The organism is Leclercia sp. 119287, assembly GCF_009734485.1.
In the GTDB taxonomy this organism is placed as follows: Bacteria; Pseudomonadota; Gammaproteobacteria; order Enterobacterales; family Enterobacteriaceae; genus Enterobacter; species Enterobacter adecarboxylatus_C.
This window is the reverse complement of the sequence record NZ_CP046445.1, coordinates 106,345-129,532: the sequence shown is the minus strand read 5'-3', so window position 1 is coordinate 129,532 and position 23,188 is coordinate 106,345. Positions and strand designations below refer to the sequence as shown.

The window sequence follows — 23,188 nt, the reverse complement described above, 5'->3', positions numbered from 1 at the left end:
GTCTCCTTGCGTGAAGTGTCCTTCAAAGGTAGACCGCGGCGGTGAAAACATCGCCAGTCATCGCCTGCTTTGCGAGCCCCTTCACGCATTACCTTACTTTACGTTTGGTTTCCTGCCCTGAGCCATACTTAAAGCGCACAAACAGGGGAGAGGGTGAGGATAAATGCAGCTTTTTATCGGCTTTGACGTGGGCGGAACCCATATTAAACACGGCGTGATCGACGAGGACGGTAACGAACTCACCACCGATCAATTTGATACCCCAGAGGATGAAGAGACCTTTAAGCAACGATGGCGCGAGGTGGTCGAGGCGTACCAGAAAGAGCACGAGATTACGGCGATTGGGGTGAGTATCCCCGGCCACATCAATACCCATACCGGCGAAGCCGCGAAAGCCGGCGCGCTGGAGTATCTGGATAACGTCAACCTCTACACGCTTTTCGCAGAGCTGACTGACCTGCCGGTGGTGGCCGATAATGACGCCAGCTGTGCTGCGCTGGGCGAACGCTGGTGCGGCGCTGGACATGAGTACGAGAATTTTGTCTGCATGACGATCGGCACCGGGATCGGCGGCGGGATTGTGCTCGGGGGCGATCTCTATCGCGGCTCGCACTATCGCGCCGGGGAGTTCGGGGTTATCCCGGTCGGCAAAAACGGCGAAGGAATGCACGAGGTGGCCTCTGCCAGCGGACTGATGGCGACCTGCCGCCGGGCGCTGGGGGTTTCCGGGGAGGATATGCCGGAAGGCGAAGAGCTGTTCGAGCGGATGGAGAACGATCTGCACCTGCGCGAAGCGGTGGAAGAGTGGGCCCTGTTTCTGGCCCGCGGGGTCTATAGCGTGATCTCCCTGTTCGACCCGCAGGTGGTGCTGATCGGCGGCGGCATCAGCGAGCAGGAGAAAATTTATAAACTCCTCGACCGACACCTGCAAACCTTTGAAGAGTGGGAATCCCTGCAGGTGCCCATCCTGCCCTGTCAGCTGGGTAACCAGGCGGGCAGGCTGGGCGCCGTCTGGCTGGCGAAACAGAAGTTCGCCAGCAAAAAGGATTAACCTTGCTGCCCCTCGTCGGCAAAGAGCTGCGCATCCCGCAGAAGGTGATCGTTACCGCGGCGGCGGGTAAAGCCAATGCGGTTGAAGTATTCGAGGATCTGGATCGCCAGCTTACGGCCGACGTTCAGCCGGTCGCGGAAATCCGCCGCGCAGGTGGAGCCGCGCTCGTGGTCCAGCGCGCGGATCAGGTTCGCAAAGGTGACGATCCGATGGTGGCGGTAGTAGCGGTCTTTAACAATCGCGGTGATCAGCCCCTGCTGCGCCGCATGTTTCAGCACCTGACGCATGGTCTGCTCGTCAGTGGCGGTTTCACGGGCCAGATCGCGCACCCACCAGGGTTCATCGCCAAAGAGCGCGTCCGCTTTTTCCCAGACGGCCTGCTGCGCCGGGGTAAAGCCGGCTTTATGATCCGGCAGGTGCAGCCAGCCGTGGTAGCTGTGCAGTTCCCCGCTCTCGCGCATCCGCTCGATCAGCAGCAGGACGAGGGCCTCGTCTTCCATCGGCAGCGCCATCCGCCGCAGGCGCTCGCGCCCCGGACCGGGTTCATCCTGATGTTGCTGATGATAGGTCGTCAGCACCTCCAGAATCTTACGCTGCCAGCGCGCCGCGACGGCAGTGTTTAACAGGCTGACGCCGGCCTGGATAAACTCCGGCTGTTGGGTCAGCTGACGCAACCCTTCCCTGCTGAGCTGGCGTGCCCAGCCGAACGCATCCAGGTTTACCGCCCCGCGCTCCAGATGCGCCAGCAGCGCGGCACGATCATCCGTCGCCGGTGCCAGCGTGGCCAGCCAGTGCAGATACTCCGGTTTGCGCTTGCCGCGACGCGGCGGGTTGAGAGTGACCACCCGCGCCCCGGCGAGGGTGACGCGGGCAGAGATATCGCGCAGCACCAGCCGATCGTTGTCAGCCAGCCACAGCGGGGCATCGAAGACCAGTTCCGCCAGCGCCCCCTCCAGCAGCGAGACGCGTCCGGTGACGTGGCTGGCGGCATGGTGAATATGCAGCGGCTGCCACTGGGTCAGCGGCACATCGCCCTGCAGCGTGACGATGACGCGCGTGGTCGGCTCCGGCGGCGCTTCGGCCAGCAGCCAGTCCCCGCGGTTCAGCTCTGCTTTTTCCGTATCGCCCACCAGGTTCAGGGCAATGCGCTGCCCGGCGTGGGCCTGTTCAACAGGCTGGTTTTGCGCATGCAGTCCACGAATACGCATCGGCTTATTCACTCCGGTCAGCCACAGGCTGTCACCCACCCGCACCTCACCGGACAGCGCCGTGCCGGTGACCACCAGACCGGCCCCTTTCACGGTAAAGGCACGATCGATAGCCAGACGAAAGCGGTGATGGTCCGCATGAGCGCGGGCCGGGAGCTGTTGCAGATGGGCGCGCAGGGCATCAATTCCCCGCCCCTCGGTGGCCACGGTGACAAACAGCGTCGCGTCAGCAAAGCCAAAGTCGCGCAGGGTGGCGAGCACCTCGTCGCGCACCGCCTCCACCCGGGCGTCGTCGACGCGGTCGGCTTTGGTCAGGGCTACCGTCAGCTGCGGGTTGCCGGTCAGCTGGAGGATCTGCAGGTGCTCGCGCGTCTGCGCCATTACCCCGTCATCGCAGGCCACCACCAGCAGGGCATGGTCAATCCCACCGACCCCGGCCAGCATGTTGGACAAAAACTTCTCGTGCCCCGGCACGTCGATAAATCCCAGCACCTGGCCATCAGGCTGCGGCCAGTAGGCATAACCCAGATCGATGGTCATGCCGCGCTTCTTCTCTTCCGGCAGGCGGTCGGCGTTGACGCCGGTGATCGCCTGCAGCAGGGTGGTTTTGCCGTGGTCAACATGACCGGCGGTGGCAATAATCATTTCAACAACATCTCCAGAAACTGAGCTTCATCTTCCAGACAGCGTAAATCCAGCCACAGACGGCCGTCTTTTATCCGGCCGAGCACCGGCACCGGCAGGGATCGCCAGCGTAACGCCAGCGCCTCCAGCTGCGCGCCGCGCCCGTCTCGCGGGGTAAAAGTCAGGGCCGCTCCCGGCAGGCGATCCACCGGCAGCGATCCGCTGCCCGGCTGTGACAGGCAATCTTCTACGCGAACCTCAAAGTCGGGGTAGTGCGCTGCGACCTGCGCCAGCAGGCGCTCCCCCTGATGATGGATCGCGGCGGCGTCGCGGCTCAACAGGCGCAACGTCGGTAAGCGTTCGGCCAGCGTCTCCGGGTGGAGATAGAGGCGTAAGGTGGCCTCCAGCGCGGCAAGCGTCATTTTATCCGCACGCAGGGCGCGTTTCAGCGGGTGCTGTTGCAATCTGGCAATCAGGTCGCGCTTGCCGACGATGATCCCGGCCTGCGGGCCGCCCAGCAGCTTGTCGCCCGAGAAGCTCACCAGGCTGACGCCAGCGGCAATTAACGCCTGCGGCATCGGCTCTTTCGGCAGGCCATAGCGGCTGAGATCCACCAGCGAACCGCTGCCCAGATCGACGACCACAGGCACGTCTCTCTGCTGGCCGATGCGCACCAGATCCGCCTCGTCAACGGCATGGGTGAAGCCTTCAATATGGTAGTTGCTGGTGTGCACCTTCATCAGCAGGGCGGTGTTGTCATCAATCGCCGCCGCATAGTCCCGCTCGTGGGTGCGGTTGGTGGTGCCCACTTCCCGCAGCCGGCACCCGGCCTGCGTCATCACGTCCGGGATGCGAAACGCTCCGCCGATCTCCACCAGCTCACCGCGGGAAACCACCACCTCTTTACCGCTGGCGGTCGCGGCCAGCATCAGCAGCACCGCCGCGGCGTTGTTATTCACAATGCAGGCATCTTCCGCGCCGGTGAGCTGGCACAGCAGCGCCGCCAGCGGCCGGTCGCGGTGGCCGCGTCCGGCGCCGTCGAGATCGTACTCCAGCGTGACCGGCATCTGCATCGCCTGGGTGACCGCGGCTACCGCCTCCTGGGCCAGCAGCGCACGCCCCAGATTGGTGTGCAGCACCGTACCCGTCAGGTTGATGACCGGACGCAACCCCTGTACTTCATCCGTCGCTAGCCGCTTTTCGGTCTCCTGCGCCCAGTCGTCACACCAGGCCGGCAGGCGGTTGTCGGCGCGGATCCCGGCGCGGGCTTCGTCCTGCAACTGGCGCAAGGTTTCGACCGTTCGGCTGTGACCAAACCGGGCAATGATGGGCGTAAGACGGGCGTCGCGAAGCAGACGATCGGTCGCGGGAAGTTGGCTATAGAGAGCGTGCTGAGTAGTCATGAAAGCGCCTGACGGTTGGGTATCTTCCCCCCTCCCGACGGGAGAGGGAGTCAATGTCAGGGGCGATTGTACCGCGTCCGGCCAGGAAGTGTTATCGACGACATCAAGCCTTTGGCGGTTCGGTGCGGGCAAAACTTTCGCGCTGGAACAGGGTTTCCGCCAGCTTAACCAGCAGCGGGCGATCGACGCACCAGCCCGGCGAGACGCGACGGAAATTGAGGTAGCCAATAGCGCAGGCAATGGCGATGGTCGCCAGGTTAACGCTGTCGGTGGCAATTTTCCCTTCGCGGATGAGCTGTTCACAGTGATCCAGGCTGCGGGCGATTTTCTCCCGCTGACGCAGCAGCTCGCTCTCCGACTGTTGTGCCGCCGGACGCGCCTGCTCGCGCACCGAGGCCAGGGCCGCGTCCATGATCCCATCCGCCAGCGCCTCGATTTGCCGGATAGCCAGGGCGGCTCTGGGCTCACGGGGGATCATCGCCGGGGCGATATCCAGCAGCTCGATATAGCTGGCAATGATCGGGGAATCGAACCAGTGCTCCCCGTCATCGGTCACCAGCGCCGGGACTTTCCCCAGCGGATTGTAGTGCGCGACACCGTTTTCAGCCTGATAGGGTTGTTCATTCACAAATTCAAAAGTGATGCCTTTCTCCAGCAGGAGAATAGAGATTTTACGCACGAAGGGACTGGTATAACTGCCGATGAGTTTCATTGCCTGCTCCTTTTCCGCCAACAAAAGGATAAGTATGGCTCAGGCAAAGAAAAAAGGCAGGCACTGCGTATCGCGTGCCTGCCTTTAAAGGAATTAGTGGTCGAGATAGAGGTAGTGCATCCAGCTGGTCATACGCAGCAGGACTTTACGCATCACAGAGACGTGCGCGAAATGGTCGGAATAGACCGCGACCTGGGCGTAGATACCGTCAGGCAGCGCGTCCACGTCGGCGTTCGGATCCAGTTCGATAGTGCCCAGCACACCATCGGAACCCGGCACCATCGTCAGGGACTGCAGCGCACCCTGCGCCTGGTAAGTACCGCCCGGGACCACCGGCAAAATGCTGGTGAGCTTACCGGGGAAGACCTGCCCCGGCAGCGCGCTGAACACCACTTCCGCTTCATCGCCCGGCTTCAGACGCAGTAACGAGTTCTGGCGGAACTGCGCCACGATCATCCGTTTCTGTTCAGGAATAAACACCATCACCGGACGCAGCGGCAGAGACGCGGCGTAGGTGCCCGGACGAATCAATACCTGGGTGATATAGCCATTGCTGGGCGCACGAATAATGGTCTGATCCAGATTGTATTGCGCTTCTGCTAGCTGGGCGCGCAGGGAGGCGATCTGCGACTGCTCCCCGTTAGACATACTGTCTAACTGGCTCTGGATCTGGGTCTGCTCCGCCACTGAGGCTTTAACCATGGCGTCCTGCGCCAGGTAGTTTTGCCGCGCGTTATCGATATCGCTTTCAGAGAACGGATTCACCTTCGCCTGGCTGCCTTTTAAATAACGCTGATAGTCTTTGAACAGACGATCGCGCTCGGCAGAGACGCGGGTGGTATTCGATTGTGCTTCCGTCAGCTGTGCTTTCAGAACATCGATATTATGCGTCGCGGTGACCAGGTCAGCCTGCAGACGATCAACACGCGCTTTATACCTGCCCGGATCGATTTTAAATAACACCTCACCTTTTTTAATGAGCTGGTTATTTTTATCCGTCACTTCACTTACCACACCCGTCACCTGCGGCGTAATCGGTATTGAGATAACCGCTTTCTGCGCCGTGTACGTATACGGGTGGTTATAGTTCATTAATAAAATGAGACCGGCCACGAGAAATACCCCGCCCAGTGTCGCAGTCGCCAGCGTCCATTGGTTTACCGGAATACGAAATATTTTAAAGATGGCCCACGCAAACGCGACATAGGTCAATACGATCAACAGATCCATGATTATTGCTCCGAGGTGTTCTTATCAGCCACAGGGGGCACCGCGGCCAGTTTTTGTTCCAGCTCGGCTACGCGTCTTGCCAGCGCATCCACGTCGGGGCTGCGGTCTGGCGGCTGAATATGGTTCTGCATCCCCCAGCCGCGCTCTGGCTGGTAGAGCGTTGCCCAGATCCACAGAAACGGCCAAATGGCATGGAGCGTAAACAGGCTAATCCACCCCGCCGTATGAATAGCATCGGCATGGGGATGGTTGCGCTTTTTGGCCATGTTATATGGAATGTCATGAATAGCGATGATTCCATAAAAAAGAACCACGAAGACAAAAATCAACACACCCAGCGCAAAATAGTTGAGAAACATATTTGCCTCACTAAATAAATCGTAAACTCATTAAAATAATTAAATGGTAAGCAGCCACATTAATTCATGATTAAGTACACGAATATGTACTTATTATTTCAGAGCCGGGGAGTATGATTTTTTCTTATATCTCCATGCAAGTTTAGAAGCGTGACAAAATATATCCTGAATAATAATAGACTTAAGTTTACAGTATGAGCTTAATCCAGCTTAGCGCTTTTCGCCATACCATATTTCAGGACTCTTTTTTAACGATAAGTGTTGCTTACTTACATCCTGGCGTCGTTCGGTTAAACAGATGTTGCCGTCGATCACATCCAGAGAATTCTGCATAAAAATTTTTTGTGGATTTGATCACACTACAGAAACAAATCGCCGACAACGAAATGTGATTTAATTCACATTTTAGGGGTCAAACTACCGCTTTTGCGGTCATTGTATTTTTTTTACACTTCAATTTTGTGACATATGTCACTTCATTCCTCACCACACCCCCTACATTTACGTGACTGAGATCACACAATTTTTGCCTGTCTGGACAGTTAAAGTATTAAGTGCCAAATTTCACGCATCAGAACAGGGCTGGGCAACCTCTGCCACCGCATTAACAACAAACCTCGGGCTTAAGGCCTGCGTAAACAGAAGAAGGGGTGTTTTATGTCATCCGATTTTAAGATCAAAGTACAAAGCTTTGGTCGATTCCTCAGCAACATGGTGATGCCAAATATCGGCGCGTTTATCGCGTGGGGTATCATCACCGCGTTATTTATTCCGACAGGGTGGTTGCCTAACGAAACGCTGGCGAAACTTGTTGGCCCAATGATCACCTATCTGCTGCCGCTGCTCATCGGTTATACCGGTGGTCGTCTGGTAGGCGGGGACCGCGGTGGCGTGGTCGGTGCGATTACCACCATGGGCGTGATCGTCGGCGCGGATATGCCAATGTTCCTCGGTGCCATGATTGCCGGTCCTCTGGGCGGCTGGGCGATTAAGAAGTTCGACGTCTGGGTTGATGGCAAAATCAAATCCGGCTTCGAAATGCTGGTGAACAACTTCTCTGCCGGCATCATCGGCATGATCCTGGCGATTCTGGCGTTCCTCGGCATTGGCCCGGCAGTTGAAGTGCTTTCCAAACTTCTGGCGGCGGGCGTTAACTTCATGGTTGCCCACGACATGCTGCCGCTGGCGTCCATCTTTGTTGAACCGGCGAAAATCCTGTTCCTCAACAACGCCATCAACCACGGTATCTTCTCACCGCTGGGTATTCAGCAGTCTCATGACCTCGGCAAATCTATCTTCTTCCTGATTGAAGCTAACCCGGGTCCGGGCATGGGCGTCCTGCTGGCGTATATGTTCTTTGGTCGCGGCAGCGCGAAGCAGTCTGCTGGCGGTGCGGCTATCATCCACTTCCTCGGTGGTATTCACGAAATTTACTTCCCGTACGTGCTGATGAACCCACGTCTGATCCTTGCCGTTATCCTTGGCGGTATGACTGGCGTGTTCACCCTGAGCGTGCTGGGCGGTGGTCTGGTCTCCCCTGCTTCCCCGGGTTCTATCCTGGCGGTACTGGCGATGACCCCGAAAGGCGCCTACTTCGCTAACATCGCCGCTATCTGTGCGGCCATGGCGGTCTCCTTCGTCGTGTCGGCTATCCTGCTGAAAACCAGCAAAGTGAAAGAAGAAGACGATATCGAAGCGGCAACCCGTCGTATGCAGGACATGAAATCTCAGTCTAAAGGTGTTGCTGCAACGCCACTGGCTGCGGGCGATGTCTCTAACGACCTGAGCCACGTGCGTAAAATCATCGTTGCCTGCGACGCCGGTATGGGTTCAAGCGCCATGGGTGCGGGCGTACTGCGTAAGAAAGTGGCGGATGCCGGTCTGTCTCAGATCTCCGTGACTAATAGCGCGATTAACAGCCTGCCGCCGGATGTTGACCTGATCATCACCCACCGCGACCTGACCGAGCGTGCGATGCGTCAGGTTCCGCAGGCGCAGCACATTTCGCTGACCAACTTCCTGGACAGCGGGCTGTATACCAGCCTGACCGAACGTCTGGTGGCGGCGCAGCGTCATGAAGACAACGAAGTTAAAGTACGTACCAGCCTGCAGGACAGCTTTGACGAGAGCAACAGCCACCTGTTCCGACTGGGTGCGGAGAACATCTTCCTTGGCCGTACCGCGAGCCACAAAGAAGAAGCGATTCGCTTTGCCGGCGAGCAGCTGGTAAAAGGCGGCTACGTGCAGCCGGAATATGTTGAAGCGATGCTGGAACGTGAAAAACTGACCCCGACCTACCTGGGCGAATCCATTGCGGTGCCGCACGGTACGGTAGAAGCGAAAGATCGCGTTCTGAAAACCGGCGTAGTGTTCTGTCAGTACCCGGCAGGCGTGCGCTTCGGTGAAGAAGAAGATGACATTGCCCGTCTGGTGATTGGTATCGCGGCCCGTAACAACGAGCACATCCAGGTGATTACCAGCCTGACCAATGCTCTGGACGATGAAACCGTTATCGAACGTCTGGCAAACACCACCAGCGTCGAAGAAGTCCTGGCGCTGTTGAACAAGTAAGTCTTTCCCTTCCCTCTCCCCGTTGGGGAGAGGGCTAGGGTGAGGGGAAATTCGCGTGGTTCCTCACCCCAGCCCTCTCGGGTAACAACATTGATGAAGGTTAATACAATGAAAGCATTACATTTCGGCGCAGGTAATATCGGTCGTGGTTTTATCGGCAAACTGCTGGCAGACGCGGGCATTACGCTGACATTCGCAGATGTGAATCAGACGGTACTGGATGCCCTGAATGCCCGTCATAGCTATCAGGTGCATGTGGTGGGTGAAAACGAGCAGATCGAAACCGTCACCGGCGTGAATGCGGTCAGCAGTATTGGCGATGAGGTTATCGACCTGATTGCTAACGTTGACCTGGTCACCACTGCGGTGGGCCCGGTGGTGCTGGAGCGCATCGCCCCGGCCGTCGCCAAAGGGCTGGCCAAACGTAAGGCCCAGGGTAACGACGCCCCGTTGAATATTATCGCCTGTGAAAATATGGTGCGCGGCACCACTCAGCTGAAAGGCCATGTTATGGCCGCCGTGGCTGACGAAGATAAAGCCTGGGTTGAAGAGCATGTGGGCTTTGTCGATTCCGCCGTGGATCGTATCGTTCCGCCATCAGCCTCAGCGACCAGCGACCCGCTGGAAGTGACTGTTGAGACCTTCAGCGAGTGGATTGTCGACAAAACCCAGTTCAAAGGCGCGCTGCCGGAGATCCCGGGGATGGAATTAACTGATAACCTGATGGCATTTGTCGAGCGTAAGCTCTTCACGCTGAACACCGGGCATGCTATAACCGCCTACCTCGGTAAATCAGCCGGTCATCAGACCATTCGTGACGCCATTCTCGATGAGAACGTTCGCGCCGTGGTAAAAGGTGCGATGGATGAGAGCGGCGCGGTACTGATTAAACGCTACGGTTTTGATGCCGATAAGCATGCGGCATATATTCAGAAAATCCTCGGTCGTTTTGAAAACCCGTATCTGAAAGATGACGTTGAGCGCGTGGGCCGTCAGCCGCTGCGTAAACTGAGTGCGGGCGATCGTCTGATCAAGCCGCTGCTCGGCACGCTGGAATACGGTCTGCCGCACACCAGTCTGGTCAAAGGCATTGCCGCCGCGATGCACTACCGCAGCGAAGAAGATCCGCAGGCGCAGGAGCTGGCGCAGCTGATTGACGAGCAGGGTCCACAGGCCGCGCTGGCGCAGGTATCCGGTCTGGATGCCAACAGCGACGTGGTTGTGGAGGCGGTGACCGTATATAACGCAACCAAATGATGCAGGAACTGGCGCAGGTCATCCTGCGCCCGGAAGATAGATTGTCAGATATGCAGGCAATAATGGAACAAACCCAGGCCTTTGAAAACCGTGTGCTGGAGCGTCTGAATGCTGGCAAAACCGTTCGAAGTTTCCTGATATCCGCCGTCGAGTTATTAACCGAGGCGGTGAATATCCTGGTGCTTCAGGTTTTTCGCAAAGACGACTACGCGGTAAAATATGCAGTTGAACCGTTGCTCGACGGTGACGGCCCCTTGGGCGATTTATCCGTGCGTCTGAAACTGATCTATGGCCTGGGCGTCATTAGCCGTCATGAGTATGAAGATGCCGAACTGCTGATGGCGCTGCGTGAGGAGCTGAATCACGACGGCAACGAGTATGCATTCACCGACGACGAGATCCTCGGCCCGCTTGGTGAACTGCACTGCGTGACCGCCCTCCCCCCGACGCCGCATTTTGACACCAGCGACCCGGAGCTGTACGCGATGCAGAAGCAGCGCTACCAGCAGATCGTCCGCTCCACCATGGTCCTCTCCCTGACTGAGCTGATTTCCCGAATCAGCTTAAAAAAAGCGTTTCAGAAGTAAGCCTGCGCACATTGGTGTATCCTTCCCTGTAATCTCCCCTGTTTTTAGAGCTATTTGTGATGAAAGAAGTCGAAAAGAACGAAATTAAACGCCTGAGCGACCGCCTGGATCTGATCCGCCACCAGCAGGCCAGCCTCTCGCTGGTTGATGCCGCCGAGAAATATGCCGAGCTGGAAAAAGAGAAAGCGACGCTGGAAATCGAAATCGAACGTCTGCGTGGCGTGAAAGAGCAGAAGCTGAGCAAAGAAGCGCAGAAGCTGTCAAAACTGCCGTTCCGCCGTGCGATCACCAAGAAAGAACAGGCCGATATGGGCAAGCTGAAGAAAAGCGTGCGCGGCCTGGTGGTTGTCCATCCGATGACCGAGCTGGGCCGTGAAATGGGCCTGAAAGAGATGACGGGCTTCAGCAAGACAGAGTTCTGATTTTCAGCCGGGTGGCGCTACGCTTGCCCGGCCTGTTCCTTCCCCTCCCAAAAAATTGGCCCAACCAATTCCGCAACCAATCCTTCCCTGGTTCACATTTCCATAATCTTTGCTCACAAACACATTGCCGAACAATAACATTTGGTTAACCATTTGTTGTCATTAACCCTACATCACACTATTGGCAGGACCACTTTTACACATAATGTGACGCCGAGATGAGCACAGACTCACCGCGTCTCACCCTGTGTGGTCCTCAGGAGACCTGCAATGAGCCTCTGGCAACAAAATTACGATCCGGCAGGAAATATCTGGCTATCAAGCCTGATCGCCTCGCTACCTATCCTGTTCTTCTTCTTTGCGCTGATTAAGCTCAAGCTGAAGGGATACCTTGCCGCGACATATACCGTTGCCATCGCCCTGATGGTGGCGCTGTTCTTCTACAAAATGCCGGTCGATCGCGCGCTGGCCTCGGTCATCTATGGCTTCTTCTACGGCCTGTGGCCGATAGCGTGGATCATTATCGCCGCGGTCTTCGTCTATAAAATCTCGGTGAAAACCGGGCAGTTCGACATCATCCGCTCATCGATACTCTCGATTACCCCTGACCAGCGCCTGCAGATGCTGATTGTCGGCTTCTCCTTTGGGGCGTTCCTTGAGGGGGCAGCCGGATTCGGTGCGCCGGTGGCGATTACCGCCGCGCTGCTGGTTGGCCTGGGCTTTAACCCGCTGTATGCCGCCGGTCTGTGTCTGATCGTCAACACCGCGCCGGTAGCGTTTGGCGCGATGGGCATTCCGATTCTGGTTGCCGGCCAGGTGACCGGGCTGGACAGCTTTGAGATCGGCCAGATGGTGGGCCGTCAGCTGCCGTTCCTGACCATTATTGTGCTGTTCTGGATCATGGCGATTATGGACGGCTGGCGCGGCGTGAAAGAGACCTGGCCCGCGGTGATGGTGGCGGGCGGTTCGTTCGCGATTGCCCAGTATCTCAGCTCCAACTTCCTCGGTCCTGAACTGCCGGACATTATCTCTTCCCTGGTGTCGCTGGTCTGTCTGACGCTGTTCCTGAAACGCTGGCAGCCGGTGCGCATCTTCCGCTTTGCGGACATGGGTGCCTCACATGTGGATCAGACTCTGGCCCGCACCGGCTATACCGCCGGGCAGATCGTCCGCGCCTGGTCGCCGTTCCTGTTCCTGACCGCCACCGTGACGCTGTGGAGCGTTCCACCGTTTAAAGCGCTGTTCGCTCCTGGCGGCGCACTGTACGACATGGTGATTAACATCTCCGTGCCGTTCCTCGACAAGATGGTCGCGCGTATGCCGCCGGTGGTACACGACGCCACGCCGTACGCGGCGGTGTTCAAGTTTGACTGGTTCTCCGCCACCGGTACGGCCATCCTGTTTGCCGCGATCCTTTCCGTGGTGTGGTTGCGCATGAAGCCTGCCGCAGCGGTACAGACGTTTGCCGCAACCATTAAAGAGCTGATGCTGCCGATCTACTCCATCGGCATGGTGCTGGCGTTCGCGTTTATCTCGAACTACTCCGGCCTGTCTTCGACGCTGGCGTTAGCCCTGGCGCATACCGGCCACGCGTTTACCTTCTTCTCGCCGTTCCTCGGCTGGCTGGGCGTGTTCCTGACCGGTTCCGATACCTCATCAAACGCCCTGTTTGCCGCCCTGCAGGCGACAGCCGCCCAGCAGATTGGCGTGTCGGATGTGCTGCTGGTTGCCGCCAACACCACTGGCGGCGTGACCGGGAAGATGATCTCGCCGCAGTCCATCGCCATTGCCTGTGCGGCGGTAGGCCTGGTGGGTAAAGAGTCGGATCTGTTCCGCTTTACCGTGAAGCACAGCCTGATATTTACCTGCATGGTAGGGGTCATCACCACCCTGCAGGCCTATGTCTTAACCTGGATGATCCCATGATAGTGATGCCCAGACGCCTGTCCGACGAGATTGCCACTCGCGTGCGGGCGCTGATTGAAGAACAACATCTGGAGGCGGGCATGAAGTTGCCCGCCGAGCGCCAGCTTGCCGCCCAGCTTGGCGTGTCGCGCAACTCTCTGCGCGAGGCGCTGGCGACGCTGGTAAACGAAGGGGTGCTGCTGAGCCGTCGCGGCGGCGGCACTTTCGTGCGCTGGCAGCATGACGACTGGTCCGAACAAAACATCGTCCAGCCGCTTAAAACGTTGATGGAGAACGACCCGGACTACAGCTTTGACATCCTCGAAGCGCGCCACGCCATCGAAACCAGCACGGCCTGGCATGCGGCGATGCGGGCAACCGAGGCCGATAAAGAGAAGCTCAAAGCCTGCTTTGAGGCCACGCAAAGCAGCGACCCGGATATCGCCTCTCAGGCGGACGTGCGTTTCCATCTGGCGATTGCCGAGGCGTCGCATAACGTGGTTCTGCTGCAAACCATGCGCGGGTTCTTCGACCTGTTGCAATCCTCCGTGAAGCAGAGCCGACAGCGTATGTATCTGGTCCCGCCGGTTTTCGCTCAGCTGACCGAACAGCACGAGGCGGTGCTCAACGCCATTCTCGCCGGTGATGCCGAGGCCGCGCGTAAAGCGATGATGGCGCATCTGGGCTTCGTGCATACCACCATTAAACGATTCGATGAAGATCAGGCCCGACAGGCGCGCATTACCCGTCTGCCTGGCGACAACGACATTTCCAGGGAGAATAAAGCATGATCATTTCCGCAGCCAGTGACTATCGCGCCGCCGCGCAGCGCATCCTGCCCCCGTTCCTGTTCCACTATATCGACGGCGGGGCCTACTCTGAATACACCCTGCGCCGCAATGTGGAAGATCTGTCGCAGGTGGCCCTGCGCCAGCGCGTGCTGAAGAATATGTCCGACCTGAGCCTTGAGACGAAGCTGTTCAACGAAACGCTCTCCATGCCGGTAGCCCTTGCTCCCGTTGGCCTGTGCGGCATGTACGCCCGCCGGGGTGAAGTACAGGCCGCAGCGGCTGCCGATGCCAAGGGCATTCCCTTTACGCTTTCCACCGTCTCGGTCTGCCCGATTGAAGAGGTCGCTCCGACCATCAAGCGTCCGATGTGGTTCCAGCTGTACGTCCTGCGCGATCGCGGCTTTATGCGTAACGCCCTGGAGCGGGCCAAAGCGGCGGGCTGCTCCACCCTCGTCTTTACCGTTGATATGCCGACCCCCGGCGCGCGCTATCGCGATGCGCACTCGGGGATGAGCGGCGCGAATGCGGCGATGCGCCGCTACTGGCAGGCGGTGACCCATCCGCAGTGGGCGTGGGATGTGGGGCTCAACGGTCGCCCGCACGATCTGGGTAATATCTCTGCCTATCTGGGTAAACCGACCGGGCTGGAAGATTACATTGGCTGGCTGGCGAACAACTTCGATCCGTCGATCTCGTGGAAAGACCTGGAGTGGATCCGCGAATTCTGGGACGGCCCAATGGTGATCAAGGGGATCCTCGATCCGGAAGATGCCCGCGATGCGGTGCGCTTTGGTGCCGACGGCATCGTGGTGTCGAACCACGGCGGCCGCCAGCTGGACGGGGTGCTCTCGTCTGCCCGCGCCCTGCCCGCCATTGCCGATGCGGTTAAGGGCGATATTGCGATTCTGGCGGACTCCGGGATCCGCAACGGTCTGGACGTGGTGCGCATGATTGCCCTCGGCGCCGATACCGTTCTGCTGGGCCGGGCTTATCTCTACGCGCTGGCGACCCACGGCCAGGCGGGCGTGGCGAACCTGCTCAATCTGATCGAGAAAGAGATGAAGGTGGCAATGACCCTCACCGGGGCGAAATCCATTCGCGACATCAGCAAGGAGATGCTGGTGCAGGAGCTGAGTAAGATCCCTGCCGGGCTGGCACCGCTGGCGCAGGGGGATGCGGCTTAGCTCCTCATCCTCTCCCCAAAGGGGAGAGGGGATGATATCCTGCCCCGCAATTTTTTGCGCCTGTCCCATCAGGCGTATATTGTTGCAGCCAGTTTGGACACGGACAGCGCGCAACAACCGGAGCGTACACGTAGTACGTGAGGATTGTGAGCACTGCCCAGGTCCAAAATGGCAAATAAAATAGCCTGATGGGACAGGCTCAAGGGGCAGCATGCTTAACATCGTTCTATTCGAACCAGAAATTCCACCTAATACCGGCAATATCATCCGCCTGTGCGCCAATACCGGGTTCCGTCTGCATATCATCGAGCCAATGGGCTTTACGTGGGACGACAAGCGCCTGCGCCGCGCCGGGCTGGACTATCACGAGTTCACCGCCGTGGTTCGTCATCGGGATCAGGCCGCCTTTATGGAAACGGAAAAACCGGAACGGATCTTTGCCCTGACCACCAAAGGTACGCCTGCGCACAGCGCCGTAAGCTATCAGGAGGGGGACTATCTGCTGTTTGGCCCTGAAACGCGCGGCCTGCCGGCCAGCATTCTCGATGCCCTGCCTGCTGAACAAAAAATCCGTATTCCAATGATGCCGGACAGCCGCAGCATGAATCTGTCGAACGCGGTGTCAGTGGTAGTGTATGAAGCCTGGCGCCAGCTGGGGTATGCCGGCGCGATATTGCGGTAGGCCCGGTAAGCGCAGCGCCACCGGGCGTTTACTCAGATCCCGTCGCCATACTCAAAGGTATGGTGGATCCCGTTGAAGAACTGATCCATATCCATCGCGGGCTTATCGCTGTCCGGCTTGCCAACGATGCGCGCCGGTACGCCTGCGGCGGTGGTATGCGGCGGTACAGGTTGCAGCACCACCGAACCGGCGCCAATTTTCGCGCCGCGTCCCACTTCGATATTGCCGAGGATCTTCGCGCCTGCGCCAATCATCACCCCTTCACGAATTTTCGGGTGGCGATCGCCGCTGGTTTTACCGGTCCCGCCCAGGGTCACGGACTGCAGGATCGAGACGTCGTTTTCAATCACCGCCGTTTCACCCACCACAATCCCGGTGGCGTGGTCGAGCATGATGCCGCGGCCAATCTTCGCCGCCGGGTGGATATCCACCTGGAAGCTTACAGAAACTTGGTTTTGCAGGAAGATCGCCAGCGCGCGGCGGCCCTCGTTCCACAGCCAGTGGCCGATACGATAGGACTGCAGGGCGTGGAAACCTTTCAGATAGAGCAAAGGCGTGGAGTATTTATCCACCGCAGGGTCGCGATTGCGTACCGCCTGAATATCACACGCGGCGGAGGCGATCATCTCCGGGTCGGCCGCATAGGCCTCTTCCACCACTTCCCGAATGGCGATGGCCGGCATGATCGGGGAAGCCAGCTTGTTGGCGAGCATATAGCTCAGGGCACTGCCGAGGTTTTCGTGCTTGAGTAGCGTCGCGTGGTAGAAACTGGCGAGCATTGGCTCACAGTCGGCCAGAGCCCGGGCTTCGGCTTTAATATTGTTCCAGACGATATCCAGTTCTTCACACGGCATTGCTTACTCCAGACGTAATGATAATGACCGGCCGGTTCTTTGCCAGCCGGGTCATTCAGGTGATAACGCTTTCCTGCAGTTAACTGCTGCTACGCTCGTCCTTGCGTGCGCGACCTAATAAGGTCAATGCTGCCTCGCGCGCATTTTTTCCGCAATACAATACCTGATAAATTTCCTCCGTTATTGGCATTTCGACACCAAAGCGGTGTGCCAGCTCCCGGACTTCTTTGGTATTGCGGTAGCCTTCTACCACCTGACCAATCTTCTCCTGCGCGCCGATTACATCCATGCCCTGGCCGAGCATCATGCCAAAACGACGGTTGCGCGACTGGTTGTCGGTACAGGTCAGCACCAGATCGCCTAACCCTGCCATCCCCATAAAGGTGGCCGGATCGGCACCGAGCGCCGCGCCCAGACGGGACATTTCAGTCAGCCCACGGGTGATCAGCGCCGTACGCGCGTTCGCGCCAAAGCCGATACCGTCAGACATGCCCGCGCCGATCGCGATAACGTTCTTCACCGCGCCGCCCAGCTGGACGCCGATAAAATCGGGGTTGCTGTAGACGCGGAAGCTTTTACCGCAGTGCAGAAGCTGTTGCAGATCGTCAGCGAAGGTCTCATCGGTCGAGGCCAGCGAGATGGCCGTCGGTAGCCCTGCCGCCAGCTCTTTCGCAAAGGTCGGACCGGAGATCACCGCCAGTGGAATGGCATCACCCAGCGCTTCGCGGGCGACATCCTGCAGCAGGCGGCCGGTCTCGGCTTCCAGCCCTTTGGTCGCCCAGACCACGCGCGCATCATCACGCATCAGCGGTTTAATCTGTCGCAGCACCTGGCCAAACACGTGGCTCGGCACAACGATCAGAATATTGCGGCTTGCGGCAAGCGCAGTCGCCAGGTCGCTTTCAAGATGCAGTGAGTCAGGGAAAGGCACATCGGGGAGGAACGCAACGTTGCAGCGATCCGCTTGCAGCGTAGCGATATGTTTTGGATCGTGGCCCCAGAGAACCACTTCGTGACCATTTCTTGCCAGAGTGATAGCAAGAGCGGTGCCGTAAGAGCCGGCACCGATCACAGTCATTGACGCATTGACAGTACTCATCAGGCATCCTGATGTTGTTCAGTACCTTCGCCAGCTTGCTGCTGCAGATAGTTCATGAACAGCGCATCGAAGTTCACCGGCGCAAGGTTCAGTTGCGGGAACGTACCACGGGAAACCAGGCTGGTGATGCATTCACGGGCATACGGGAACAGGATGTTCGGGCAGTATGCACCCAGGCAATGCGCCATCTGATTACCTTCGATGCCGCCGATGGAGAAGATGCCGCCCTGCTGTACTTCGCACAGGAATGCAGTCTCTTCGCCCAGAGAGGCGGTTACGGTAACACGCAGTACGACTTCATACACATCATCCGCCAGCTGGGTGGATGCGGTATCCAGATCAAGTTTAACCTCTGGCTGCCAGTCTTTCTGGAAAACATGCGGCGCATTAGGTGCTTCGTAGGAGACATCTTTGGTATAAATGCGCTGGATCTGGAAAGTCATTTCGGTGTTGTTTTGTTCTGACATGGAAAAACCCTTTTTAATTGTCCTAAAACGCCTTAGCGCAGCAGGGGATCAAGTCCACCACGCGCGTCAAGCGCATACAAGTCATCACAGCCGCCAATGTGCTGCGCATCGATAAAAATCTGCGGAACCGTCGTACGGCCACTACGTTTAATCATCTCTTCGCGCTTCGCAGCGTCGCCATCAACAGGCAGTTCCTGGAAGGCTACGCCTTTGCTGTCCAGCAGCGCTTTCGCACGGTGGCAGAACGGGCAGGTCGCTTTGGTATAGATCTCGATATTGGCCATGTTCAGACTCCTGTTTACTTACCGCGAACCAGAGGCAGATTCTCACCGCTCCAGCCTGAGATGCCGTCTTTCAGGACAGTGACGTTTGCAAAGCCTGCTTTGACGAGGGTATTTGCGGGCTCCTGAGCCTGCATCCCGGTGCCGTCAACGACAATAATGGGTTTGTCTTTATGCTTTTCCAGTTCGCCAAGGTTATTGGCTTTGATTTCAGCTGGCAGCAGGTTAATCGCGCCTGCAATATGGCCTTTGCGGAAATCGTCACGCTGACGCAGATCGACAACCACTGCATCTTCTTTATTGATAAGACGCGTGGCTTCGCCGCGGGTGATCACCTTCACTTTAGAGGTGAGGCCTTTGAACGTGGTGAAAAGTACGGCTGCCAGTAGACCAATCCACGCGATACAAAGTATGGGGTGGCGGCTGACAAATTGCATAATTTCTTGCATGGGGGGTAACGACTCCCGACTGAGTGAATAAAAAACCAGGACAGGAGTATACCTGTGCGTTGTGGCAAATACAGCCAGCGACAATAAGCTAATCCATTTTCTGCGTGCTGCCACGAAAAAAAAGACCAAAATTCCCCTCCCCTTACCCCTGGGCTGGCGTTTTCTTTGATCTTCTGCGGCTATTTGATCGATTCAGCTGTAGTAAAATTACGCAAATTTTTTGTCTTTTGAGCAAAGAGGTTGTCGCAATGTCGGTTTCTAAAAAACCTATGGTACTGATGATTCTGGATGGCTATGGCTATCGCGAAGATCACCAGGATAACGCCATTTTCAACGCTAAAACCCCGGTCATGGATGCACTGTGGGCCCAACGTCCTCATACGCTGATTGATGCGTCCGGCCTGGAAGTGGGTCTGCCCGATCGCCAGATGGGTAACTCCGAAGTTGGACACGTCAACCTGGGTGCTGGACGCATTGTTTATCAGGATCTGACCCGTCTGGATGTTGAAATTAAAGAACGCACCTTCTTTGCGAATCCGGTGCTGACCGGCGCGGTTGAGAAAGCCGCCGCCGCAGGCAAAGCGGTGCACATTATGGGTCTGCTCTCCGCAGGTGGTGTCCACAGCCACGAAGACCACATTATGGCGATGGTAGAACTGGCCGCGGAAAAAGGGGCAGAAAAAATCTATCTGCATGCATTCCTTGATGGCCGCGACACCCCGCCGCGCAGCGCTGAATCCTCCCTGAAAGCCTTCGAAGACAAGTTTGCCGCCCTCGGCAAAGGCCGCGTGGCATCCATCATTGGCCGCTACTACGCCATGGACCGCGACAACCGTTGGGATCGCGTAGAGCAGGCCTACAATCTGCTGGTTGAAGCCAAAGGCGAGTTCCAGGCAAACACTGCCGTTGCCGCGCTGGAAGCCGCTTACGCCCGCGATGAAAACGATGAATTCGTAAAAGCGACCGTGATCCGCGCCGAAGGCCAGGCCGATGCCGCGATGGAAGATGGCGACGCGCTGATCTTCATGAACTTCCGTGCTGACCGCGCCCGCGAAATCACCCGCGCCTTCGTCAACGCTGACTTCGACGGCTTCGCCCGTAAAAAAGAGGTCAAGCTGGGCGATTTCGTGATGCTGACCGAATATGCCGCCGACATCAAAGCCCCATGCGCCTATCCGCCATCATCGCTGGCGAATACCTTCGGCGAGTGGATGGCGAAGCACGACAAGACCCAGCTGCGCATCTCTGAAACCGAGAAATACGCACACGTCACCTTCTTCTTTAACGGCGGCGTGGAAGAGTCGTTCAAAGGCGAAGACCGCATTCTGATCAACTCCCCGAAAGTAGCGACCTACGATCTGCAGCCGGAGATGAGCTCTGCCGAGCTGACTGAGAAGCTGATTGCAGCCATCGAAAGCGGCAAATACGACACCATCATCTGTAACTACCCGAACGGCGACATGGTTGGCCATACCGGGGTGATGGAAGCAGCGATCAAAGCCATTGAAGCGCTGGACGAGTGCATCGACCAGGTCACCAAAGCCGTCGTGGCCGCGGGCGGCCAGATGCTGATCACCGCAGACCACGGCAACGCCGAGCAGATGCGCGATCCGGCCACCGGCCAGGCGCACACCGCGCATACCAACCTGCCGGTGCCGATGATTTATGTCGGTGATAAATCAGTTAAAGCAGTGGATGGCGGTAAGCTTTCAGACGTTGCCCCGACCATGCTGGCCCTGATGGGCATGGAAATCCCGCAAGAGATGACTGGCAAGCCGCTGTTCATCGTGGAATAATCCTTCCCCATGAGGGGAAAGGCGATTGTTTCAATCACATGGGTCGTGAAGCCGTTACGGTTATCAGTCAGGCCTTTACTTTACGCCAGCGTGCTCAGCGCTGGCGTATTGTTGTGCGCGGCATCCGCCCAGGCGGACGAGCGCGATCAGCTCAAAACCATTCAGGCCGATATCGCGGCCAAAGAGCGGGCGGTACGCCAGCAGCAGCAGCAGCGTTCTTCCCTGCTGGCGCAACTCAAAAAGCAGGAAGAGGCGATCTCCGCGGCGGCACGCCAGCTGCGTGAAACCCAGAACACCCTCAGCGTATTGAATAAACAAATAGACGAGATGAATGCGTCTATCGCCAAACTTGAGCTTCAGCGTGCGGCTCAGGAGCGCAATCTTGCCGCGCAGTTAGATGCGGCCTTCCGCCAGGGTGAACACACCGGCGTCCAGCTGATCCTCAGCGGCGAAGAGAGCCAGCGCGGCCAACGCCTGCAGGCCTATTTCGGTTATCTCAACCAGGCCCGCCAGGAGACTATCGCCCAGCTGAAGCAGACGCGGGAAGAGGTCACCACGCAAAAAGCGGAGCTGGAAGAGAAGCAGAGCCAGCAGCAGACCCTGCTTTACGATCAGCAGGCGCAACAGGCCAAACTGGAACAGGCGCGCAACGAGCGTAAGAAAACCCTCGCCGGGCTGGAGTCCTCCATTCAGGAGAGCCAGGCGCAGCTGGGGGAGATGCGCGCCAACGAATCAAAACTGCGTAACAGCATCGCCCGTGCGGAAGCGGCCGCCAAAGCGCGCGCCGAGAAAGAGGCGCGTGAAGCGCAGGCCGTTCGCAACAAGCAGCAGGAAGCCTCCCGCAAAGGCACCACCTACAAACCAACAGAAAACGAACGCTCGCTGATGTCGCGCACCGGCGGTCTGGGCTCTCCGCGCGGTCAGGCCTACTGGCCGGTACGGGGCTCAATTCTGCATCGTTATGGCGAACAGCTGCAGGGTGAGCTACGTTGGAAGGGGATTGTTATCGGTGCATCGGAAGGTAGCGAAGTCAAAGCTATCGCCGATGGCCGGGTGATCCTCGCTGACTGGCTGCAGGGTTACGGCCTGGTGGTGGTGGTTGAGCACGGGAAAGGCGACATGAGTCTTTACGGCTATAACCAGAGCGCCCTGGTCAGCGTCGGCACCCAGGTTCGCGCCGGTCAGGCTATCGCCCTTGTGGGCAGCAGTGGCGGTCAGGGCCGCCCGTCACTCTATTTCGAAATTCGTCGCCAGGGTCAGGCGGTCAATCCACAGCCGTGGTTGGGAAGATAAGTTTTGCTTCAATTTCGTCGTATGGTTCTCCCCTTCGTCAGCGCACTGGCGCTGGCGATGCCGGTTTACGCAGGTAAACTCGCTATCGTCATCGATGACTTCGGTTATCGTCCACACACAGAAAATCAGGTGCTGGCGATGCCATCCGCCATCTCCGTCGCCGTGCTGCCGAACGCGCCTCACGCTCATGAAATGGCCACCAAAGCCCACAACAGCGGGCATGAGGTGTTAATCCATCTGCCGATGGCACCGCTCAGCAAACAGCCGCTGGAAAAAGACACCCTCCGTCCGGAGATGAGCAGCGATGAGATCGAGCGCATCATCCGCGAGGCGTATGGCAAAGTGCCTTATGCCGTGGGGCTGAATAATCACATGGGCAGCGCCATGACCTCCAGCCTGTTTGGCATGCAGAAGGTGATGCAGTCGCTTGAGCGCTACAACCTTTACTTCCTCGACAGCATGACCATCGGCAACAGCCAGGCGATGCGCGCCGCACAGGGCACCGGCGTGAAGGTGATCAAGCGCAAAGTGTTCCTCGATGACACGCAAAACGAGGCCGATATCCGCGTCCAGTTTAACCGCGCCGTGCAGGTGGCCCGCCGCTCAGGCTCGGCGATCGCCATCGGTCACCCTCACCCGTCCACCGTCCGCGTGTTACAGCAGATGCTGCCCACCCTGCCTGCGGATATTACCCTGGTGCCGGCCAGCAGCCTGCTCAATGAGCCGCAGGTAGATACCTCCCGGCCGGTTAGCCCGCCACCCGCTGGCACCGTGCCTGGCGCCAAACCGCGTAACCCGTTCCGCGGCGTAACGCTTTGTGCGCCGAAGCAGCCGCCGGAGCCGGTCTATGTGACCCGCTACTTCTCGGTGATTGGGGAGAGCATCAGCCAGAGTTCGCTGGTGAAATACGTTCAGCTGCAGTGGCAGGGTTGGGGTAAGAAAAGCTGATACCCGCCGTGAGGC

At 58.1% G+C, this 23,188-nt stretch carries 22 protein-coding genes; 12 read left to right on the top strand and 10 right to left on the bottom strand.

All coding sequences use genetic code 11. The features are described from left to right. Window positions 1–163 precede the first annotated feature (163 nt). Window positions 164–1,051 (top strand): ROK family protein, encoded by an 888-nt coding sequence (locus GNG27_RS00640; RefSeq protein WP_156262650.1) that lies wholly within the window; start codon window positions 164–166, stop codon window positions 1,049–1,051. Here GNG27_RS00640 and selB read toward each other — a convergent pair. The 5 genes from selB to GNG27_RS00615 form a co-directional block, all read right to left on the bottom strand. Then, window positions 1,048–2,904: a selenocysteine-specific translation elongation factor gene (gene selB, locus GNG27_RS00635; protein WP_156262649.1), complete on the bottom strand. Its 1,857-nt coding sequence runs from the start codon at window positions 2,902–2,904 to the stop codon at window positions 1,048–1,050. The genes GNG27_RS00640 and selB overlap by 4 nt on opposite strands. Continuing rightward, window positions 2,901–4,286 carry an L-seryl-tRNA(Sec) selenium transferase gene (gene selA / locus GNG27_RS00630; RefSeq protein ID WP_156262648.1) on the bottom strand — a complete coding sequence of 462 codons (1,386 nt, stop codon included), beginning with the start codon at window positions 4,284–4,286 and terminating at the stop codon, window positions 2,901–2,903. Before selA ends, selB begins: the two co-directional genes overlap by 4 nt. Window positions 4,287–4,389: 103 nt before the next feature. Further along, on the bottom strand, window positions 4,390–4,998 hold the full coding sequence (locus GNG27_RS00625; protein WP_156262647.1) for a glutathione S-transferase: 609 nt from the start codon (window positions 4,996–4,998) through the stop codon (window positions 4,390–4,392). Between the two features lie 93 nt (window positions 4,999–5,091). After that, the gene (locus GNG27_RS00620) at window positions 5,092–6,228 is read right to left on the bottom strand and encodes an HlyD family secretion protein (RefSeq protein WP_142487759.1); all 1,137 of its coding nucleotides are present in this window, start codon (window positions 6,226–6,228) and stop codon (window positions 5,092–5,094) included. 2 nt (window positions 6,229–6,230) lie between these two features. Next, window positions 6,231–6,587 (bottom strand): DUF3302 domain-containing protein, encoded by a 357-nt coding sequence (locus tag GNG27_RS00615; protein WP_142487758.1) that lies wholly within the window; start codon window positions 6,585–6,587, stop codon window positions 6,231–6,233. A 657-nt stretch (window positions 6,588–7,244) separates the two neighbouring features. Here GNG27_RS00615 and GNG27_RS00610 point away from each other — a divergent pair. From GNG27_RS00610 to trmL, 8 genes are all read left to right on the top strand, one after another. After that, window positions 7,245–9,158: a PTS mannitol transporter subunit IICBA gene (locus GNG27_RS00610; protein WP_156262646.1), complete on the top strand. Its 1,914-nt coding sequence runs from the start codon at window positions 7,245–7,247 to the stop codon at window positions 9,156–9,158. A 108-nt stretch (window positions 9,159–9,266) separates the two neighbouring features. Continuing rightward, complete coding sequence (gene mtlD, locus GNG27_RS00605) at window positions 9,267–10,415, top strand: mannitol-1-phosphate 5-dehydrogenase (protein WP_142487756.1); 1,149 nt, start codon at window positions 9,267–9,269, stop codon at window positions 10,413–10,415. Then, window positions 10,412–11,002 carry a mannitol operon repressor MtlR gene (gene mtlR / locus GNG27_RS00600; RefSeq protein ID WP_142487755.1) on the top strand — a complete coding sequence of 197 codons (591 nt, stop codon included), beginning with the start codon at window positions 10,412–10,414 and terminating at the stop codon, window positions 11,000–11,002. Before mtlD ends, mtlR begins: the two co-directional genes overlap by 4 nt. A 59-nt stretch (window positions 11,003–11,061) precedes the next feature. Continuing rightward, window positions 11,062–11,424, top strand: coding sequence for a YibL family ribosome-associated protein (locus GNG27_RS00595; RefSeq protein ID WP_156262645.1), 363 nt, complete (start codon window positions 11,062–11,064; stop codon window positions 11,422–11,424). 270 nt (window positions 11,425–11,694) lie between these two features. Next, window positions 11,695–13,350 (top strand): L-lactate permease, encoded by a 1,656-nt coding sequence (gene lldP / locus GNG27_RS00590; protein WP_142487753.1) that lies wholly within the window; start codon window positions 11,695–11,697, stop codon window positions 13,348–13,350. Then, entirely contained in the window at window positions 13,347–14,120 is a 774-nt protein-coding gene (lldR, locus tag GNG27_RS00585) for a transcriptional regulator LldR (RefSeq protein ID WP_010436677.1), read from the top strand. Before lldP ends, lldR begins: the two co-directional genes overlap by 4 nt. Continuing rightward, window positions 14,117–15,304 carry an FMN-dependent L-lactate dehydrogenase LldD gene (gene lldD / locus GNG27_RS00580; RefSeq protein ID WP_156262644.1) on the top strand — a complete coding sequence of 396 codons (1,188 nt, stop codon included), beginning with the start codon at window positions 14,117–14,119 and terminating at the stop codon, window positions 15,302–15,304. The genes lldR and lldD overlap by 4 nt, the downstream gene beginning before the upstream one ends. Window positions 15,305–15,515: 211 nt before the next feature. Then, complete coding sequence (gene trmL / locus GNG27_RS00575) at window positions 15,516–15,986, top strand: tRNA (uridine(34)/cytosine(34)/5-carboxymethylaminomethyluridine(34)-2'-O)-methyltransferase TrmL (protein WP_142487751.1); 471 nt, start codon at window positions 15,516–15,518, stop codon at window positions 15,984–15,986. 32 nt (window positions 15,987–16,018) lie between these two features. On the opposite strand, the gene cysE is transcribed toward trmL, so the two are convergent. The 5 genes from cysE to GNG27_RS00550 all read right to left on the bottom strand — a co-directional run bounded on the left by cysE (window position 16,019) and on the right by GNG27_RS00550 (window position 19,136). Beyond that, window positions 16,019–16,840: a serine O-acetyltransferase gene (gene cysE, locus GNG27_RS00570; RefSeq protein WP_103177740.1), complete on the bottom strand. Its 822-nt coding sequence runs from the start codon at window positions 16,838–16,840 to the stop codon at window positions 16,019–16,021. Between the two features lie 79 nt (window positions 16,841–16,919). Beyond that, complete coding sequence (gene gpsA, locus GNG27_RS00565) at window positions 16,920–17,939, bottom strand: NAD(P)H-dependent glycerol-3-phosphate dehydrogenase (RefSeq protein ID WP_142487750.1); 1,020 nt, start codon at window positions 17,937–17,939, stop codon at window positions 16,920–16,922. Next, window positions 17,939–18,406, bottom strand: coding sequence for a protein-export chaperone SecB (secB, locus tag GNG27_RS00560; protein WP_106995460.1), 468 nt, complete (start codon window positions 18,404–18,406; stop codon window positions 17,939–17,941). The genes gpsA and secB overlap by 1 nt, the downstream gene beginning before the upstream one ends. 32 nt (window positions 18,407–18,438) lie before the next feature. Next, window positions 18,439–18,690, bottom strand: a complete 252-nt coding sequence (grxC, locus tag GNG27_RS00555; RefSeq protein WP_156262643.1) for a glutaredoxin 3 — start codon at window positions 18,688–18,690, stop codon at window positions 18,439–18,441. 14 nt (window positions 18,691–18,704) lie between these two features. Next, entirely contained in the window at window positions 18,705–19,136 is a 432-nt protein-coding gene (locus GNG27_RS00550; RefSeq protein ID WP_142487749.1) for a rhodanese-like domain-containing protein, read from the bottom strand. Between the two features lie 248 nt (window positions 19,137–19,384). Between GNG27_RS00550 and gpmM the strand changes: the two genes are divergently transcribed. Genes gpmM through GNG27_RS00535 form a run of 3 tightly spaced genes read left to right on the top strand, consistent with a single transcriptional unit; the run spans window position 19,385 to window position 23,173 of the window. After that, window positions 19,385–20,932: a 2,3-bisphosphoglycerate-independent phosphoglycerate mutase gene (gpmM, locus tag GNG27_RS00545; RefSeq protein ID WP_142487748.1), complete on the top strand. Its 1,548-nt coding sequence runs from the start codon at window positions 19,385–19,387 to the stop codon at window positions 20,930–20,932. Window positions 20,933–20,965: 33 nt separating this feature from the next. Then, the gene (gene envC / locus GNG27_RS00540; protein WP_231600469.1) at window positions 20,966–22,225 is read left to right on the top strand and encodes a murein hydrolase activator EnvC; all 1,260 of its coding nucleotides are present in this window, start codon (window positions 20,966–20,968) and stop codon (window positions 22,223–22,225) included. A gap of 3 nt (window positions 22,226–22,228) precedes the next feature. After that, on the top strand, window positions 22,229–23,173 hold the full coding sequence (locus GNG27_RS00535; protein WP_156262642.1) for a divergent polysaccharide deacetylase family protein: 945 nt from the start codon (window positions 22,229–22,231) through the stop codon (window positions 23,171–23,173). Window positions 23,174–23,188: the final 15 nt, after the last annotated feature.

What these genes read in the sequence shown, in the direction of transcription:
- GNG27_RS00640 (WP_156262650.1), top strand. Translation starts at nt 164, where the DNA reads ATGCAGCTTTTTATCGGCTTTGACGTGGGCGGAACCCATATTAAACAC.
- selB (WP_156262649.1), bottom strand. Translation starts at nt 2,904, where the DNA reads ATGATTATTGCCACCGCCGGTCATGTTGACCACGGCAAAACCACCCTG.
- selA (WP_156262648.1), bottom strand. Translation starts at nt 4,286, where the DNA reads ATGACTACTCAGCACGCTCTCTATAGCCAACTTCCCGCGACCGATCGT.
- GNG27_RS00625 (WP_156262647.1), bottom strand. Translation starts at nt 4,998, where the DNA reads ATGAAACTCATCGGCAGTTATACCAGTCCCTTCGTGCGTAAAATCTCT.
- GNG27_RS00620 (WP_142487759.1), bottom strand. Translation starts at nt 6,228, where the DNA reads ATGGATCTGTTGATCGTATTGACCTATGTCGCGTTTGCGTGGGCCATC.
- GNG27_RS00615 (WP_142487758.1), bottom strand. Translation starts at nt 6,587, where the DNA reads ATGTTTCTCAACTATTTTGCGCTGGGTGTGTTGATTTTTGTCTTCGTG.
- GNG27_RS00610 (WP_156262646.1), top strand. Translation starts at nt 7,245, where the DNA reads ATGTCATCCGATTTTAAGATCAAAGTACAAAGCTTTGGTCGATTCCTC.
- mtlD (WP_142487756.1), top strand. Translation starts at nt 9,267, where the DNA reads ATGAAAGCATTACATTTCGGCGCAGGTAATATCGGTCGTGGTTTTATC.
- mtlR (WP_142487755.1), top strand. Translation starts at nt 10,412, where the DNA reads ATGATGCAGGAACTGGCGCAGGTCATCCTGCGCCCGGAAGATAGATTG.
- GNG27_RS00595 (WP_156262645.1), top strand. Translation starts at nt 11,062, where the DNA reads ATGAAAGAAGTCGAAAAGAACGAAATTAAACGCCTGAGCGACCGCCTG.
- lldP (WP_142487753.1), top strand. Translation starts at nt 11,695, where the DNA reads ATGAGCCTCTGGCAACAAAATTACGATCCGGCAGGAAATATCTGGCTA.
- lldR (WP_010436677.1), top strand. Translation starts at nt 13,347, where the DNA reads ATGATAGTGATGCCCAGACGCCTGTCCGACGAGATTGCCACTCGCGTG.
- lldD (WP_156262644.1), top strand. Translation starts at nt 14,117, where the DNA reads ATGATCATTTCCGCAGCCAGTGACTATCGCGCCGCCGCGCAGCGCATC.
- trmL (WP_142487751.1), top strand. Translation starts at nt 15,516, where the DNA reads ATGCTTAACATCGTTCTATTCGAACCAGAAATTCCACCTAATACCGGC.
- cysE (WP_103177740.1), bottom strand. Translation starts at nt 16,840, where the DNA reads ATGCCGTGTGAAGAACTGGATATCGTCTGGAACAATATTAAAGCCGAA.
- gpsA (WP_142487750.1), bottom strand. Translation starts at nt 17,939, where the DNA reads ATGAGTACTGTCAATGCGTCAATGACTGTGATCGGTGCCGGCTCTTAC.
- secB (WP_106995460.1), bottom strand. Translation starts at nt 18,406, where the DNA reads ATGTCAGAACAAAACAACACCGAAATGACTTTCCAGATCCAGCGCATT.
- grxC (WP_156262643.1), bottom strand. Translation starts at nt 18,690, where the DNA reads ATGGCCAATATCGAGATCTATACCAAAGCGACCTGCCCGTTCTGCCAC.
- GNG27_RS00550 (WP_142487749.1), bottom strand. Translation starts at nt 19,136, where the DNA reads ATGCAAGAAATTATGCAATTTGTCAGCCGCCACCCCATACTTTGTATC.
- gpmM (WP_142487748.1), top strand. Translation starts at nt 19,385, where the DNA reads ATGTCGGTTTCTAAAAAACCTATGGTACTGATGATTCTGGATGGCTAT.